This is a genomic window from Porphyromonas canoris (assembly GCF_000769115.1).
Classification (GTDB): Bacteria; Bacteroidota; Bacteroidia; order Bacteroidales; family Porphyromonadaceae; genus Porphyromonas_A; species Porphyromonas_A canoris.
In genome coordinates this window covers 350,348-366,876 of record NZ_JQZV01000013.1, presented here as the reverse complement: position 1 = coordinate 366,876, position 16,529 = coordinate 350,348, and the positions used below count along the sequence as shown (strand labels likewise).

Below are 16,529 nucleotides of genomic sequence, written 5' to 3'. Positions count from 1 at the left end.
CACTATTTTGATTTGGACTTGTTTAACACTTCCTCTTCAGAAGTGAAAGAAATAATAGCCCAAAATAGTGCGTATGTCAATTAAAAAACATAGATTTGTACTCTGTATGGTGTGAGACATCACACAGATAACAAGGAGAGGTGCTCGAGTGGCTGAAGAGGCACGCCTGGAAAGCGTGTATACGCAAAACGTATCAAGGGTTCGAATCCCTTTCTCTCCGCAAAGGGTTGAATGAGTAAACCCACAGTGAAATAAAGGAATAAACAACAAATAATTTAAATCTCTAATCTAAAAACAAACGCACAATGAAAAGATTTTTAGCTAGTATCGCATTGATGGGTTTCTTTACTCTAGCCCTACCTCAGGTAGTAAGTGCCCAAGATCAAGTAGCACAGGAAACCACTCAAACTGTGGATACTCCAACAGAAGATGCCGCTCCTGCTACTCTTGAAGCAGAAATGGTAGAAGGCGGATTTCACCAAGAGCTTAAGACAAAGTTCATTGAGGGTGGTCCTGCATTTATGTCATTGGTAATCATCACTCTTATCCTCGGTTTGGCATTTGTATTGGAAAGAATCATCTATCTCAATCTTGCCGACACAAACAATGACAAATTCCTTGCAGAGGTTGAATCGGCTCTAGATAAAGGAGATGTAGAAGCAGCTAAAAATATTGCTCGCGACACTCGCGGTCCTGTTGCATCTATTGCATATCAAGCACTTCTTCGTATCGACCAAGGTTTGGACGTAGTAGAACGTTCTATCGTTTCTTACGGTGGTGTACAAGCAGGTCTTTTGGAAAAGAACCTTTCTTGGATTACACTCTTCATCGCAATGGCTCCATCTCTTGGATTCTTGGGTACAGTGGTTGGTATGGTTCAAGCATTCGACGACATCGCTAAGGCCGGTGACATCTCTCCGACAGTTGTAGCTTCCGGTATGAAGATTGCTCTTATCACCACTATCGGTGGTCTTGTAGTAGCTCTTATCCTTCAAGTATTCTACAACTACCTTCTTTCTAAGTTTGAAGGCATTGTAAACAAGATGGAAGATGCTTCTATCCGTATTGTTGACTTCATCGTGAAGTATAACCTAAAGTTTAAGAGATAATATAATAGACCGTCATGGCAGTAACTAAAATAAGAAAAACATCGAGCATAACTCTCCTTGTAGTGGCAGCTATCTCGGTGATAGTCATGGGGCTATTCTACTTCGGTGGATATGTTGACCCTGCGGCTGCCAAACCGGAGCCCGTCTATACCGGAGCTTTGCTGTATTGGACATACGCGTTGGCTATCATTGCCGTGCTTGCAACACTACTATTCGGGTTAGCAGCGTTCTTTAGCAGTTTCAAAAACTCACCCAAGAAAGCAATACGCACAGTAGTTATATTGGTACTCTTTGCAGCGCTATTGGGTATCACTTATGCAGTAGGTAGTGCAGATCCGCTTCCTTTGAGTCAAGACTTCCAACAGTATAACATTCCGACTTGGTTGAAGAGAACCGATATGCTTCTATACTCTACGTATGCACTTATCTGCCTCTCTATCCTCGGAGTATTATTTGGTGCTATCAAGAACCTATTCATAAAGAAGTAAGACGTAACATATAAAGCAGAATAATTATGGCAAAAAGAAAAACTCCCGGAATTAACGGATCTTCTTCCGCCGACATCGCTTTCATGTTACTTATATTCTTCCTGGTAACAACATCTATGGGATCGGATAAAGGGATCTTGCGTTCGCTTCCGCCTGCGCTCCCCCCTGATCAAAAAGATATAGAGTTGGACATCAACAGAAGGAATATGCTTAAAGTATTGGTGAACACAGACGGACGTGTTCTCTGTAACGGTGAAGAGATCGAGCTTAGCCGTTTGGGAGAAAAGGTAAAAGAGTTCGTCCTTAACGTCAATGATGATCCTACTCTTCCTGAAAGAGAAGACAAGGAGATTCCATTGCTTGGCGTTATGAAAGTAACCAAGAGTCATGTGATATCGGTAACTAATAATGTGGACACAAAGTATGCGGACTACATCACTGTTCAGAATATTCTTGTGAGAGCCTATAACGAGTTGCGTGCAGACTTTGCCCGTAACAAGTGGGGCAAGACACTTGAAGAGCTTTCTCCGGAACAGCTTGATGCTCTTGTAGAACTTTATCCACAAAAAATCTCCGAAGCAAATCCGAAAGAGTACGGAGGCAAGAAAAAATAAATATCTAAGTTATGAGTAAATTTCTAAAAGGTGGCGGGCGAGAAATGCCCGAATTGAACACTGCGTCATTGCCTGACTTGGTATTTGCATTCCTATTCTTTATCATGATGGTAACTTCTATCCGTGAAGTAACTATGATGGTTCAGGTAAAGCTACCTGCTGCAACAGAAATAACAAAGTTGGAGAAGAAGTCGCTTGCAACATACATCTACATGGGTAAGCCTATGTCTATGTATCAAGCAAAGTACGGTACTGAAACTCAAATTCAGCTGAATGATGAGTTTGCTTCTCCAAGTGATATCTTCGACTTTATTGCTCAAGAAAAAGCAGCAAAGAACGAAGAGGATGCAGCCCTTATGACGACAGTCTTGAAAACAGACGAGTCTACTAAGATGGGTATCGTAACTGAGGTAAAACAAAAGCTAAGAGAGGCTGATGCGCGTAAGATTATCTACGCAACCGTTCAGCAGACAAAATAGTTCTGAAATATAGAACAAACGATGAGAAGGTCTCAGAGGAATTTCCTTTGAGACCTTCTTATTTTTCAGCCCCAAAAGGTACGAGAAAAAGAGAGAAAATGCAGGTCTTACCGGTGGGAGCTTTTATATAAAAATGGAGTCCGTGAAACCGGCTGCCGACAAAGAGAGATTTTGTCCTGTCATCCATGTTCGGCGAACAGAAAAGCCTCTATCCTACTATATATTAAGCAGTTATGAGAAATCGCGAATTTCCGAACTTTTCTCCTCCCAAACACGTTAATCGAATCCGGTAAACGTGTTTAATGAAATCAGTAAACGTGTTCATTGAAAAATTAAACACGTTAAGCCGACAAAATATGCTCGTTTAGCGTTTTGGCTTAACGAACATCGGAATTTGTGTTAATAAAATGGAGCGAATTTAACAGTTCGGTCGTGCTCTGAAAATGACCCTTCCGATCAAAATAGAGAGAGAGAAAAAAGAGGGCATTTTTGGGGATGGAATATATAAAAACACTCTTCCGAGAGCCCCGAAAAAAGGGAGCAAAAAGAGAGAAAAGATCGTCCACGAAAAATGGTTACCTTTATCGGAGAATATTACTTTTAGAGTTTGGGAAAAGAGGCAAGCATATACGGTAAAATCCGAAATATGTTTCCACGTTCTGCAGAGCCGTCCCCTCCTCTCCCAAACAGCATAAATAAATTAAAATAATGGAAGCATCTTACATTACGATCACCAAAGAAAATCTCCCCACCGAACACATCTGTTGCGCGTTTTCCGATAAGAAGTGTGAAGAAGGGTACAGACTGAAAAAGATGTGGCTGGAACAGGAGCTGGAACGAGGCTATATCTTCAGGAAGTTGGATGCCAGAGCCAAAGTGTTTATAGAGTACGTGCCTGCCGAGCAAGCATGGTTACCCGTGAGTGCAGAAAACTACCTCATGGTAAACTGTCTGTGGGTATCGGGGCAGTACAAAGGGCAGGGACACGCCAAAAGACTCCTTCAGTCCGCAATAGATGACGCAAGAAAGCAAGGCAAATACGGATTGGTAACGGTGGTCGGAACTAAAAAGTATCACTTCATGAGCGATACAAAGTGGTTGCTCAAGCAGGGCTTTAAGACAGTGCAGACACTTCCGGAGGGATTCTCTCTCCTTGTCTTGAAAACGGATGATACCGCTCCCGATCCTTGCTTCAAAGAGTCTGTAAAGAGAGGATTGCCGGATGACGAACGCTCCGGACTGGTTGCCTATTACAGCAATCGCTGTCCTTTCACCGAGTATTACGTGGGTACGGTGCTGGTGGAAGAGGCAAAAAAGGAGGGCATACCGCTGAAAATCGTCAAGCTCGATACCCCTCAAGAAGCACAAGATGCCCCTTCTCCTGCGACCATATTCTCGCTCTATTGGAATGGTAAGTTTGTTACCACAGACATCAGTAGCTGTATGGGAAGCAAGCTGATGAAGATTGTAAGAGCAGCAAAAGAGGAGTAAGCAACTTACGGGAGGGATTTATTTTTGCAGCTGGAAGAGAAACTCCAGTCCGCCACCTTTTCTGTTCTTCACCGTGATACTTCCTTTGTGAAATGCTATGGCATTCTTCACGATCGAGAGACCGAGTCCGGAGCCTCCCGTATCTCGTGTTCGCCCCTCCGATATACGGTAAAAACGATCGAAGAGACGAGGAAGATGCTCTTCGTTGGATATGCCGCAGCCATTGTCCGAAAACGAAAAGTAGTAGAAGCGATCGTCCTCATTGTAGAGAGAAATGATAATCGTGGTCTCTTCTCCTGCGTAGTTGATGGCATTATCGGTCAGGTTTCGGAAGATGGAATAGAGGAGATTTCGAGAGCCGTAGACGGAGATTTTTCCCGGCAAAAGCAGCTTCACCGACATTCTTTTCTGCTCCAGAGCAGAAGCCAAATCGCTCTGCAGCCTCTCCAACAAGAGATTGAGATCCACCTCTTCCTGCTTGAAGAGCTGCGGTGCTTCCTCCATTTTGGTGATCAGACTGATGTCCTGAATCAGTTCGGACAGCACCATCGCCTGCCCAAAAGCGCGAGAGATAAAGTAGTGTCTCCTCTCCTCGTTCGGGTTTTGCTCCATTACCGTTTCCAGATAACCCCGAATGCTTGTAACGGGAGTACGCAGTTCGTGAGCGATGTTTGCGGTCATCTCCTGCTTCAATTGCCGTGTCTTCTCCTGTTTGGTTATGTCATTCAGTATCACTTCAAAGCCTTCATCATCAAATCTGTTAAGGCGCAGAGCAAAGCTTTTACCCTGTTTTGAGAGCTTCTGTTCAAAGTAGTTTTCGGAAAGATTCTCATTCAAGAAGCTCTGCATTCCGGCAAACTCCGGAGCCGTAAACAGGATGGATGGTTCGCCCGTAGGTTCATCCGTCAGGATGTTGAGGTATTGGATGAAAAGTCCGTTAAAGAATTGCACTTTCCTGGCAGGGGTAAAAAAGCATATCCCTTCCTTTGAACTGTAAACGTGTTGAAGCAGTCGGCTTCGTTCCAAATCTATTATCTCCTTTCTCTCTCTCAGTTGGCGGTAGTTTTCCGTTATCTTACTACCGATCTCTCCAAGTTCATCATCCGGGAAGTTGAGCTTTGGAGCGGCACCTTTATCGCTTTCCGTCATGAAGTCTCTTAGGCGACGGATGGATGCCCCAAAGCGATTACTCACCATATTGACCCCCACAAGGGTAACGACAAAAAGCAGCAACACGAAGTAGAAAAAGGTGTGATCCGCCTGCATGAACTGCTCCACTTCGATGTCGTAAGGCAGTGCCACTCTGATGTATCTATCGCCAAACCTTTTGGCGTAGTAGAGATACTTCCGGCTGTTAGAGGCAGAAGTGCGGAGATCCGTACCTGTTCCTTTCTCTTTTGCCTGCGCTATCTCCGGTCGGGAAAGGTGGTTTGTCAGTGTGGAGAGATCCGGAAAGGAGTTGTCATAAAAGAGAGTCCCCTCCGAGTCTATCAGGCTGAGACGAATGGTTTGAGGGAAAAGAGCAAGCAGCGAATCGAGCCGGCGAAGATCGTTGTTGCCATCTGCCACGAGAGCGGAATTGACTATTTCCGTGTAGGTACGCAGTCTCTCCTGCATCGCTTCCGTTCTAAACCTCCGGTCTCGTGCCTGTTCAAAGAGAATCACTCCCGCAGAAAAGAGAAGAAAAAGAACGGATATGTAGAAGAACAGACGCTGTTTATAGGTCAGTTTCATAAGAAAACGCCGGTATTGAATCGGTATCCATATCCGGAGCGGTTCACTATTGCGGCACCATATTTCCCCAGCTTCTTTCTCAGCCGAGTGATATGCACATCCACCGTTCGCTCCGTTACGTAAGTCATTTCATGCCATACAGTATCTATGATATCCTCCCTTGAGAAGAGTCTGTCAGGCTTTTGCGCCAATAGAGCCAATATCTCAAACTCCGTCTTGGTTAGCGATACCGCTTCGCCCTCGATAGAGACCTCTTTTGTGGCGAGATCTATTACAAGCCGGTCGAAAGAGAGTTTATTCTTCTGCGTAACCGTCGCTTCCGATTTTGCCTTAGTACGCTTGAAGACTGCCTTTATACGGGCTATCACCTCTTTTATGGAGAATGGCTTGGAGATATAATCATCGCCACCGACAGAAAAGCCCGTAAGCATATCGTTCTCCGTATCCTTTGCGGTGAGGAATATGATAGGGATAGGATTGCCTTCGGATCGTAGCTTCTCTGCCATCTTGAAGCCAGACATTCCTCCCATCATCACGTCCAGAAGGATCAGCGAACAGCTCCCATCGGCGAGCTTTTCCAGAGCCTCCTCTGCCGAGTAAGCGCATTCCACGCCAAAGCCTTCACTTTTGATGTTAAATTCAAGGATGTCGCAGATGTCTCTATCGTCATCCACTACGAGTATTTTCTCTGTCATAAATAGCTTTTTTCTCCTTTCAAAGTTAGCCTTTTTCCGCTATACAAACCGGATTGTATCACTCCTCCGAGAATCTTTGACCGCTATGTTTCAGCACCTTTGCATCTACATAGAAAACGAGTTCCTCGACAATATTGCTGCAATGATCGCCTATTCTTTCCATTTTACGTATCAGCAGGAAGAGCTTGAGACCGCAACGGGCAAAGTCGGGTCTTTTCCGAATCTCCTCTGCAAGGCTTTCCAAAGCATTGTGATAGATGGTATCCACCGCCTCATCTTGAGCAAGAATTTTGCCGGACACCTTCGTATTTTCGGACTCCAGTATTACATAGCTGTCGCTAAGCATGCCGATGAGAATGTCAAACATCTGTTCCACCTGCAGTTCATCCAATATTTTCGGATCCACATCACTGCAATCATTATCTATGACATGCTTTGCGATACCCACCGCAAAGTCTCCTATGCGTTCGAGAGTATTGCTGATCTTTATCAGAGAGAGTATAAGACGAAGGTCTATGGCGACCGGACTGTAAAGAGCAATATAGTTTTCGCAGTCGCTGTCTATCTTCAGGTCGAACGCATCCAACCTTTTCTCCCTGCTCATAACCTCCAGAGCGGTCTCGATATTACTGTTTAAGAATGCCTCTTTAGCCTTTTCGAGCTGCGACAGTGTCAGTCTCCACATCTGCCTCACCTCTTCTTTCAGGGCGAGCATCTCCTGTTCGGTATGTTTCATAGTTGTTATTCTCTTTTTGTTTAACCAAAACGACCTGTGATATAATTCTGTGTAGCCTGTTCCTTAGGGCTTAGAAACATCTTCTTTGTCTCGCTGTACTCTATCAGTTCGCCCAGCATGAAGAAGCCGGTCATATCGCTTACCCGTGCGGCTTGTTGCATATTGTGCGTTACGATCACTATCGTGTACTCTCTCTTCAAAGAGTGTATAAGCTCTTCGATTTTTGAGGTAGAGATAGGGTCCAAAGCCGATGCCGGTTCATCCATAAGCAGGATAGAGGGCGACACCGCCAAGGCTCTTGCGATGCAGAGACGCTGCTGCTGTCCGCCCGATAGCTCCATAGCCGACTTTTTGAGTTTATCCTTCACTTCGTCCCAAAGGGCTGCAGCCCGGAGCGACTCCTCTACACGCTGTTCGATAAACTTCTTATCTCCCATGCTGTTTACCCTCAGCCCATATGCCACATTCTCAAAGATAGACTTCGGAAACGGATTGGGTTTCTGAAATACCATGCCCACTTTTTTTCTCAACTCGTCTATGGGCAGAGACTTATCGTATATATTCTTCCCATCTATAAGGCATTCGCCGGTGAGGCGAGTATCGTCTATTAGGTCGTTCATGCGGTTAAAAAGACGAAGAAAAGTAGATTTACCACACCCCGAAGGTCCTATAAAAGCGGTTACGGTATTGGGTTCCATCTTCATGCTTATCCCTTTAAGAGCCTGGAAGTCTCCGTAGAAAAAGTCTATGTTTTTTGCTTCAATCATCGTTGTTGTCTTGTTTCTTTTAGTTCGTTTTCACTTTTGCCCCGAAATGTCTTCTCAAGAAAGAGGCAAGGAGATTCATACACACCACTATCGCTATAAGCACCAAAGCTGTACCATAAGCTATCGGGCGAGAAGCCTCAAGGTCTGTACCGCTCGTTGCTATCACATACAGGTGGTACGGCAGTGCCATGACCTGATCGAATATCCCGGTCGGGAGCTTGGGAAGAAAGTACGCAGCCACCGTAAAAAGTATGGGCGCAGTCTCTCCCGACACCCTTCCGATAGAGAGGATAAGCCCCGTAGAGATATTGGGAAATGCAGCCGGAAGCACAATCTTCCATATCGTTTGGAGTTTGCTTGCCCCTAAAGCAAGGCTACCGGTGCGATAAGAGTGCGGAACAGCCTTGAGTGCCTCTTCCGTAGTGCGGATAACCAAAGGCAGTACCAGCAGTCCGAGCGTAAGCGATCCTGCCAAAATGGAGTCTCCGAAACCGAGAGTGTTCACGAACAGAGACATTCCGAACAGACCGAATACGATGGAAGGAATACTGCTAAGGTTATTGGTCATGATCCGGATGAACTTCACCACCATTCCGTTTCCGGCATACTCCGTTGTATATATCGCAGACATCACACCGAGAGGAAAGGAGAAAATCATGCTCCCGACCACCAAACAGAGTGTCCCCACTATCGCCGGGAAGATGCCCCCTTCGGTCATACCCTCGGCAGGAGCAGTGGTCAGAAACTCCCAGCTTATCACTCCCAGTCCGTTGTAAACAAGAAAGCCGAGAATCCAAAACAGGGTGAAGACCACCAGCAATCCCAACAGTCTGAATATCAAAAAAGCTATACGCTCCGTATGTTTCTTATCCATTCTCATACGCTTTTATGTTGTTTCTTGGATATTACTTCGGCTGCCACACTGATAATCATGGTGATGACAAACAGAATAGAGCCTAACAAAAAGAGCGACCGGTAGTGTGCCCCTCCGGCAGGCGCTTCTCCCAGCTCTGCCGCAATGGTTGCCGGAATAGTTCGTACCGACTCCAACAGAGAGGCAGGCATTACCGCCGCATTGCCCGTAACCATCAGTACCGCCATGGTTTCTCCTATTGCGCGTCCGATACCAAGCACCACCGCAGCGGAGATCCCCGATACAGAGTAAGGCACCACCACTTTGTAGATGGTCTGCCAGCGGGTTGCCCCAAGAGCAAGACTCGCTTCACGCATCGCTCCGGGGGTGTTTCGCAGAGCATCTTCCGCCACTGTGATGATGGTCGGAAGCGCCATAATGGCAAGGATGATGCTTCCCGTAAGCGCGGTTTCTCCCACCGGAAGATTGAGCGTATCCTGTACAATGGGAACGAGAACCACCAATCCGAAGAAGCCATATACTACGGAAGGGATCCCGGCAAGCAGCTCTATGGTCGGCTTCATAAGCTTTCGCACTCGTTCTCCTGCCAGCTCCGAAAGGTAGATAGCCACACCAAGTCCGAGAGGCAGAGCTATAAGAATAGCCACGATACTGACGAGCAACGTTCCCAACAAAAGCGGTAGCACACCGAACAGAGGCGCAGGAGTTGCCGTAGGCATCCACTCTTTTCGGCCAAAGAAATCGGATAGAGAGATGTTCTTATAGGGTAGAGCTTTAACCTCCGACACGTTTACGGGAGCATATTTTTCGGGAAGAAAAGCTATGATATTGGGGTTCTCACGGATCACTTGAGCCAGTTTGTCTGGAAGATGTTCGTAGTTTTCGCCCAGCTCTTCATCGGAATAGAGCGAAAATATTTCGTCAAATCTGAAGATCATAATCTCTTCGTCCCTACCGCCCAACTCTGCCCAGGAGACCACTTCGGAGTCGAAAATATTCTTTATGTCCGTTACGGAAAGATCCTTTACGCCGTTGGACGAGTGAAGATAAAGCGCATACCCTTTCTCCACAGAGGGCGAGGAGAACAGCCCCAACCCCTCTTTGAAGAGAAAGACCACTATCAGCACAATAGCGATGCTTGTGATAGCACTGCTAAAAGCCAGTATTGTCTCTGTTACTTTCTCAAAAAATCGTCTCAGTTGCTTCATATTCATGCTGTAAGCTATACGATCTTGCCTCTTATTTTACGGGGATGAAGCCCACTTCGGATACGATCTTCTGTCCATCGGCAGAGAGCACATAGTCCACAAAAGGTTTCAATGCCGTGGTAGACTTCGCTTCGTAATAGTAGTAGAGCGGACGCACCACTGGGTAAGACTTGTTCTTGGCATTCTCTATCGTGGGAGCGGTGAATGTCTTGCCCTTGTCGTAGGAGATCCGAACCGGTTTTACATCCTTGTTCAGATAAGCCAACCCGATGTAGCCGATAGCTCCTTTGGTCTGGCTTACAGACTGTACGATGGCTCCCGTAGCGGGCATACTCATGATGCCGTTCATGTAGTTTTTGTTTTTCAGAACACTCTCTTTGAAAAACTCATAAGTACCGGAGGATGTCTCACGAGAGTATGGCACGATCTTCAGATCTTCTCCGCCGACCTCTTTCCAGTTTTTAATCTTTCCGGTAAATATCCCTTCAAGCTGTTCACGAGTGAGCCTGTCCGCCTTATTGCCCGGATGAACAACCACCGCAAGCGCATCATAAGCGATAATTACCTCCTTTGCACTCTTACCCCCTTCTTGAAGTTTTTGTTTTTCATCAAACTTAATCCTGCGTGATGCTTGTGCTATCTCCGTAGTACCGGCAAGAAGAGCGGATATACCCACACCGCTACCTCCACCGGTTACAGATATTGTGGCAGATCTGTTTTGCTTCATATATTGTTCCGCTATCTTTTGGGATAGGGGAAGTACCGTGTCCGATCCTTTTACTCGTTGAGCATTGGCACTCCATGAAAGCGCTAAAAGCGCAAGAGATGCTAAGATTGTTTTTTTCATGTCTCTCTGTTTTTTGAATTTGTATATATCTCATTGTTTTCACTGCAAAACTACCGAACGAATGTTACGCACCATCTGCCTTTCTGTTACATTTTGGTTAAGCGGTTCGGAATGGAGTAAAGAGACAAAAAACGGAAAGCGGACAGCAACCGAAAAAGAGCCGATCACAAACAGATTTGAATAGGTTTATATCTTCCTCTAAACGGATTAAAAAGTCTCTTTTAACGTTTATAATATTCCGAATCAGGGCTTGAAGTGTGAAAACCAAGCTTTGATTTCCACACCTCAAAGCGTGATTTCTACAGGGCAAGCCTTGAAAAAGATTTCTGAAGCCGTTTGGAGAAAGATATGAACAGGATGAACAAAACTTATAAAGAGGTTTACACCAAGTTTCAGAAGAGGGAATAAAAAACATCGGCAGCATACGGAATGTATGCTGCCGATGTTCGAGCATGAAACCAAAGGTCGTAAGACCCTGAGGTATCAAAACTTATATTGCAGTCTGAGCGTAAAGACGTTGTCTTTTCTATCCTTTTCGTACCCGGCGAGAGCACTGCTCACTTCGTTGCTCACCATATCGTAGTGTGCCTGCATACGGATATTGCCGGTGATCTTCCAGAGCAGACCGGCTCCAAAGGTGGTGTAAGCAAGATCTGCCCGACTGCTGTTACCTTTTCCTATTTCGTTGCCGGAGATTCGGGTGTTAGGGTCATACCATTCGTACTTTAACACTGCCGACAGAGGGAATGAACCGAAATCCTGTACCAGCACAGCGTATCCGCCCCTGAATGTTCTAATGAATGTGTCGTGGCTTGGAAGTGTTGAGGAGTTGGGACTTTGCGAGCTTGATGCCGAGCCCGGCTGTGTTCCCATGAGATACTCCGCACGCAAATGCGTCATTCCGAGCGGAGAAAGCAGGAGAAACTGACCATCCACACCATAATATTCACGCTTGGCAAATCTGCCTTTGTTAGTGTTGTTTTGGTTCAGCTCAAAAGCTCCATTCTTAAAGGTGTACACCTTATCCGTACCTTGATAAACACCTCCATTGTAGTAGGATGCCCCTAATCCCACACGGAGGTTATCGCCTAAATCTTTCATCATGGAGAGGTGTCCGATAAAGTCTTTTCGGCTATCCGTCTCCTGCTTAAGACCATTCCCGGCAAAAAGTCCGGCGTCCAACTTCAAGAAACTAAGCGGAGAACCCTTCGGAGCTTGCAGGGTAAGCATGGCTCCCAAATCTCGTCCGTCCGGGAAGAGAGTATTGAATATCAGCGAACGTTCCGGGGACTCTCTCCTTGCGGAAGAGTATCCGATCTCATCCCCAAACGGACGGTCGAAAACCCCGAAGCGCAACGAGCTGCTCTTCATCCAAGGATCTTTGAGATTGACATAGGCATCCTTGACCCCGACACCCTTTTCCGTAATATCGAGCTGAAATACTGAAGAGGTAAGCCCGGTATCGTATGCAAACTTGATGCGACCGCGACGTATTCCGATGCGATCGAATGTATCTTCTTTCTGTTCGTTTTTGGCTCCCACTTTTAGAGCGGCATCTTTCTCTCCGTGTTGCCATTGGGTCTGTACATATCCTGTTACTTTCAGCTTCTTCAAAAGTGTAAGAGCTTCTTCCTGCTCCTGCATCTTTTGTTCGACTTTCGCTATGCGAGACTGCTCCGTTTCTTGCTGCGCCATACTCACGGAGTATAGAGACAAACAGGCAAGTAAAATAGAAATCTTTTTCATCTTAGTTATTGGTTTTATTTTTCCTCGATCACGTCGCAAAGTTAGGGCAATGAAATTAAAAAGTCTCTAAGATATGGTTACAAAAATGTTAATCCTGAAAGAGATAGCTGTATAACCACAGGACTTTTCCGCAAAGCTGTTCCGTGTCTCTGTTTTTTATTCTAAAAGCGGTTGCAAAACGGATAAAAGAGAGCGTGAAAACGGGAACAAAAAAGGGGTGTTTCGGGGTCTGTCTTCTCCTTATCAATTCCTCTGTATTAGCTGTGTTACGAAGAGGCTTCGAGACAAAAAAGCGCAAAATGAAACAAAATTTGGGCATTATCAAAATAACCCCTATATTCGTACTACCTAAAGACGAAGACCACATGACAAATGCCCCCTTGGCGGAGCGACTCCGTCCAAAAAACCTGCAAGACTACGTCGGTCAGAAGCATCTTGTAGCCCCGGGATCTCCTATAAAAGAGATGTTGGAGGCGCGTTGTCTTCGTTCATTTATTTTGTGGGGACCTCCCGGAGTGGGTAAGACAACCTTGGCTAATATTGTTGCAAACGAATTGGGGCTGCCTTTCTACACACTCAGTGCAACCTCTTCAGGCGTGAAGGATGTACGGGAGGTGGTAGAGTGTGCGCGTCAGAGCGGAGGCCTTTTTTCCAAAGGCACTCCCATACTGTTCATAGATGAGATACACCGCTTCAGCAAAAGCCAGCAAGACTCCCTGCTCCATGCGGTGGAGACCGGTGTGATCACACTTATCGGAGCCACTACCGAGAATCCTTCGTTTGAAGTGATAAGACCTCTGCTGAGCAGATGCAGGGTGTTTGTCATGGAACCTCTTGGTAAAGAGGACATGGATGCTCTCATAGATATAGCCATCACCAAGGATAAGGAGATGGCGAAACACACTTTCGATATACGGGAAAGGGATGCCCTGCACACCTATGCCGCCGGAGACGGACGGAAGCTCTTGAATATTCTGGAGCTTTTTACTACCATGCCGGGGATGAAAGAGGATGAGGTCATCGTCATAGACAATAACCGCGTTACCTCTTATCTGCAACAGAATCCGGCTGCCTACGATAAGGGAGGAGAGTTGCACTACGATATTATTTCGGCATACATCAAAAGCATCAGAGGAAGTGCACCGAATGCCGCTCTTTATTGGCTTGCACGGATGATAGAAGGGGGTGAAGATCCTCGCTTTATAGCTCGCAGGCTGGTGATTGCAGCCGCAGAAGATATAGGGTTGGCGAATCCGAATGCTCTGCTCATAGCACAGTCGGCTTTCGATGCAGTGGAAAGGATAGGATGGCCCGAAGGTAGAATCCCTCTTGCAGAAGCGACCATATATCTTGCGACAAGCCCTAAAAGCAACAGCGCATACGTAGCGATAGACAACGCGTTGGAGTATGTTCGCACACATGAACCGCATCCGGTGCCGATGCATCTGAGGAATGCCCCCACGGCTCTGATGAAAGAGATAGGGTATGGTAAGGGTTATCACTATCCGCATGCTTATGAGGGAGGATTTCATAAAGACAGCTATGCTCCGCCCGAAGTGGAACAAGCCGGACCGTTTTGGACACCGGGATCTAATGCTAATGAGCAACGTCTTGTGGCTCAACAACCCACTAACTGAGATCTGACAGAGAAAACAATAATTCATTTACAAACTTATAACACAAACAAAACGTTATGAAAATTCACAACTTTTCAGCAGGTCCTTCTATCTTGAACGAGAAGGTGATTGAGAATGCAGCAGAAGCAGTAAGATCTTTTGCAGACACAGGTTTGTCTCTTATCGAGGTATCTCACCGTGGCAAACAGTTTACTGCCGTAATAGAAGAGTGCCGCAAGCTGTTCCTTGAACTTATCGAAGCTCCGGCAGGATACGATGTAGTATTCCTTGGTGGCGGTGCAAGCTTGCAGTTCTACATGGCTCCTCTCAACTTCTTGAAGACAAAGGCTGCTTATATCGATACAGGTACATGGGCAAGCAACGCCATCAAGGAAGCAAAACTTGTGGGCGATGTCGAAGTGCTTGCAAGCTCTAAGGCTGATACTTACACTTGGTATCCTGAACTTGGTAAGGACTACACCGTACCTTCTGACGTAGATTACTTCCACGTTACTTCCAACAATACTATCTATGGTACACAGCTACACAAAGACCTTGATGTAAATGTACCTCTTATTGCGGATATGTCTTCCGACATCTTCTCTCGTCCGGTGGATGTGTCTAAGTATGACCTTATCTATGGTGGTGCTCAAAAGAATCTTGCTCCTGCCGGTGTTACATTTGCAGTGGTTAAGCTTGATGCTCTTGGCAAGGTGGACAGACCTCTTCCTACAATGCTTAACTATAAGACTCACGTGGACAAAGAGTCTATGTTCAATACTCCTCCTGTATTCCCTATCTATGTTGCTCTTCAAACCCTTAAGTGGTACAAAGAAATGGGTGGCGTGAAAGGAATGCAAAAGATGTGCGAAGAAAAAGCAGCCGTTCTGTACAATGCGATAGACAGCTCCAAGATCTTCCGCGGCACTGTAAGAGAATGCGACAGATCGCTTATGAACGTTTGCTTCGTGATGAAGGACGAATACAAAGAGCTTGAAGCCGAATTCCAAAAGTTTGCAACTGAAAGAGGTATGTCCGGTATCAAGGGACACCGCTCTGTGGGAGGCTTCCGTGCTTCTCTTTACAATGCTCTTCCTCTTGAAAGTGTGAAGGCTCTTGTGGATGCCATGAAGGCTTTTGAAGCTAAAATCTAACCCATCAAAATGGATAAAGCAATGAATAAAGTACTTATTGCAACAGAAAAACCTTTTGCAGCAGCTGCAAGAGACCGTATCGTAGGTATCCTTAAAGAGAATGGTTTGGAGCCTGTTGTACTGGAAAAGTATGCCTCAAAGCAAGAACTCTTAAACGCAGTGAAAGATGTTGCTGCTATCATCATCCGCAGTGATGTCATAGATAGCGAAGTGATGGATGCTGCACCAAACTTGAAGACAGTGGTACGTGCAGGTGCCGGATTCGATAACGTAGACTGTGCAGCGGCAACAGAACGCAACATCTGCGTGATGAATACTCCGGGACAAAACTCCAACGCTGTGGCTGAGCTTGTAATGGGTATGATGGTGTACGCTGTTCGTAACAAGTTCAACGGTGCATCGGGTACAGAGCTTATGGGCAAGACTCTCGGTATACATGCTTATGGCAATGTGGGTCGTAACGTTGCTCGTATAGCTAAAGGCTTTGGCATGGAGATCTCTGCTTTCGATGCTTTCTGTCCGAAAGAAGTGATAGAGAAAGATGGCATAAAAGCTTTGGACTCTGCCGCAGATCTATATAAGAACTGTCAAGTGGTATCTCTTCACATCCCTGCAACAGCCGAGACAAAGAAGAGCATCAACTATGATCTTCTTAAGAGTATGCCTAAGAATGCCATGCTTGTGAACAGCGCACGTAAAGAGGTGATCCACGAAGAAGATCTTCTAAAGATCCTTGCCGAGCGTCCGGACTTCAAGTACATCACAGACATCTGCCCGGATCGTCACGAAGAGTTCATGAAGTTTGAAAGCCAATACTTCACAACACCTAAAAAGATGGGTGCACAAACAGCAGAGGCCAATAACAATGCCGGTATAGCTGCAGCGAACCAGATCGTGAAGTTCCTCGCTACGGGAGAAGCTCCATTCAGAGTGAACAAGTAAGATTATATCCTATATCTTACGGTACATAT

The 16,529-nt window shown here is 45.9% G+C and carries 16 protein-coding genes and 1 tRNA gene; 9 read left to right on the top strand and 8 right to left on the bottom strand.

The window, feature by feature from the left end; genetic code table 11:
- Positions 1-134: 134 nt before the first annotated feature.
- The 6 genes from HQ43_RS06740 (at position 135) to HQ43_RS06710 (ending at position 4,181) form a co-directional block, all read left to right on the top strand.
- Positions 135-220: transfer RNA gene (locus tag HQ43_RS06740), tRNA-Ser, on the top strand.
- An 85-nt stretch (positions 221-305) separates the two neighbouring features.
- Positions 306-1,109, top strand: a complete 804-nt coding sequence (locus HQ43_RS06735; protein ID WP_036791408.1) for a MotA/TolQ/ExbB proton channel family protein — start codon at positions 306-308, stop codon at positions 1,107-1,109.
- A gap of 14 nt (positions 1,110-1,123) precedes the next feature.
- The gene (locus HQ43_RS06730) at positions 1,124-1,597 is read left to right on the top strand and encodes a hypothetical protein (RefSeq protein ID WP_036791406.1); all 474 of its coding nucleotides are present in this window, start codon (positions 1,124-1,126) and stop codon (positions 1,595-1,597) included.
- A gap of 23 nt (positions 1,598-1,620) precedes the next feature.
- Entirely contained in the window at positions 1,621-2,211 is a 591-nt protein-coding gene (locus HQ43_RS06725; protein ID WP_152565504.1) for an ExbD/TolR family protein, read from the top strand.
- 11 nt (positions 2,212-2,222) lie between these two features.
- On the top strand, positions 2,223-2,690 hold the full coding sequence (locus HQ43_RS06720; RefSeq protein ID WP_036791401.1) for an ExbD/TolR family protein: 468 nt from the start codon (positions 2,223-2,225) through the stop codon (positions 2,688-2,690).
- Between the two features lie 708 nt (positions 2,691-3,398).
- Positions 3,399-4,181 carry a GNAT family N-acetyltransferase gene (locus tag HQ43_RS06710; RefSeq protein ID WP_036791396.1) on the top strand — a complete coding sequence of 261 codons (783 nt, stop codon included), beginning with the start codon at positions 3,399-3,401 and terminating at the stop codon, positions 4,179-4,181.
- Between the two features lie 18 nt (positions 4,182-4,199).
- Here HQ43_RS06710 and HQ43_RS06705 read toward each other — a convergent pair whose 3' ends face one another.
- The 8 genes from HQ43_RS06705 to HQ43_RS06670 form a co-directional block, all read right to left on the bottom strand.
- Complete coding sequence (locus HQ43_RS06705; RefSeq protein ID WP_036791393.1) at positions 4,200-5,915, bottom strand: sensor histidine kinase; 1,716 nt, start codon at positions 5,913-5,915, stop codon at positions 4,200-4,202.
- Positions 5,912-6,610 carry a response regulator transcription factor gene (locus HQ43_RS06700; protein ID WP_036791390.1) on the bottom strand — a complete coding sequence of 233 codons (699 nt, stop codon included), beginning with the start codon at positions 6,608-6,610 and terminating at the stop codon, positions 5,912-5,914. Before HQ43_RS06700 ends, HQ43_RS06705 begins: the two co-directional genes overlap by 4 nt.
- Before the next feature lie 58 nt (positions 6,611-6,668).
- The gene (gene phoU, locus HQ43_RS06695) at positions 6,669-7,346 is read right to left on the bottom strand and encodes a phosphate signaling complex protein PhoU (protein WP_036791387.1); all 678 of its coding nucleotides are present in this window, start codon (positions 7,344-7,346) and stop codon (positions 6,669-6,671) included.
- A 20-nt stretch (positions 7,347-7,366) separates the two neighbouring features.
- Complete coding sequence (gene pstB, locus HQ43_RS06690; protein WP_036791384.1) at positions 7,367-8,113, bottom strand: phosphate ABC transporter ATP-binding protein PstB; 747 nt, start codon at positions 8,111-8,113, stop codon at positions 7,367-7,369.
- Positions 8,114-8,132: 19 nt separating this feature from the next.
- Positions 8,133-8,987, bottom strand: coding sequence for a phosphate ABC transporter permease PstA (pstA, locus tag HQ43_RS06685; protein ID WP_036791382.1), 855 nt, complete (start codon positions 8,985-8,987; stop codon positions 8,133-8,135).
- A 2-nt stretch (positions 8,988-8,989) separates the two neighbouring features.
- The gene (gene pstC / locus HQ43_RS06680) at positions 8,990-10,186 is read right to left on the bottom strand and encodes a phosphate ABC transporter permease subunit PstC (protein WP_036792689.1); all 1,197 of its coding nucleotides are present in this window, start codon (positions 10,184-10,186) and stop codon (positions 8,990-8,992) included.
- Between the two features lie 40 nt (positions 10,187-10,226).
- Positions 10,227-11,042, bottom strand: coding sequence for a PstS family phosphate ABC transporter substrate-binding protein (locus HQ43_RS06675; protein WP_036791379.1), 816 nt, complete (start codon positions 11,040-11,042; stop codon positions 10,227-10,229).
- Between the two features lie 483 nt (positions 11,043-11,525).
- On the bottom strand, positions 11,526-12,788 hold the full coding sequence (locus HQ43_RS06670; protein WP_036791376.1) for a porin family protein: 1,263 nt from the start codon (positions 12,786-12,788) through the stop codon (positions 11,526-11,528).
- Positions 12,789-13,153: 365 nt separating this feature from the next.
- Here HQ43_RS06670 and HQ43_RS06665 point away from each other — a divergent pair, with 365 nt between their 5' ends.
- Genes HQ43_RS06665 through HQ43_RS06655 form a run of 3 tightly spaced genes read left to right on the top strand, consistent with a single transcriptional unit; the run spans position 13,154 to position 16,500 of the window.
- On the top strand, positions 13,154-14,425 hold the full coding sequence (locus tag HQ43_RS06665) for a replication-associated recombination protein A (protein WP_036792687.1): 1,272 nt from the start codon (positions 13,154-13,156) through the stop codon (positions 14,423-14,425).
- A 56-nt stretch (positions 14,426-14,481) separates the two neighbouring features.
- On the top strand, positions 14,482-15,558 hold the full coding sequence (gene serC / locus HQ43_RS06660) for a 3-phosphoserine/phosphohydroxythreonine transaminase (protein ID WP_036791373.1): 1,077 nt from the start codon (positions 14,482-14,484) through the stop codon (positions 15,556-15,558).
- 21 nt (positions 15,559-15,579) lie between these two features.
- On the top strand, positions 15,580-16,500 hold the full coding sequence (locus HQ43_RS06655) for an NAD(P)-dependent oxidoreductase (RefSeq protein WP_036792684.1): 921 nt from the start codon (positions 15,580-15,582) through the stop codon (positions 16,498-16,500).
- Positions 16,501-16,529 lie beyond the last annotated feature (29 nt).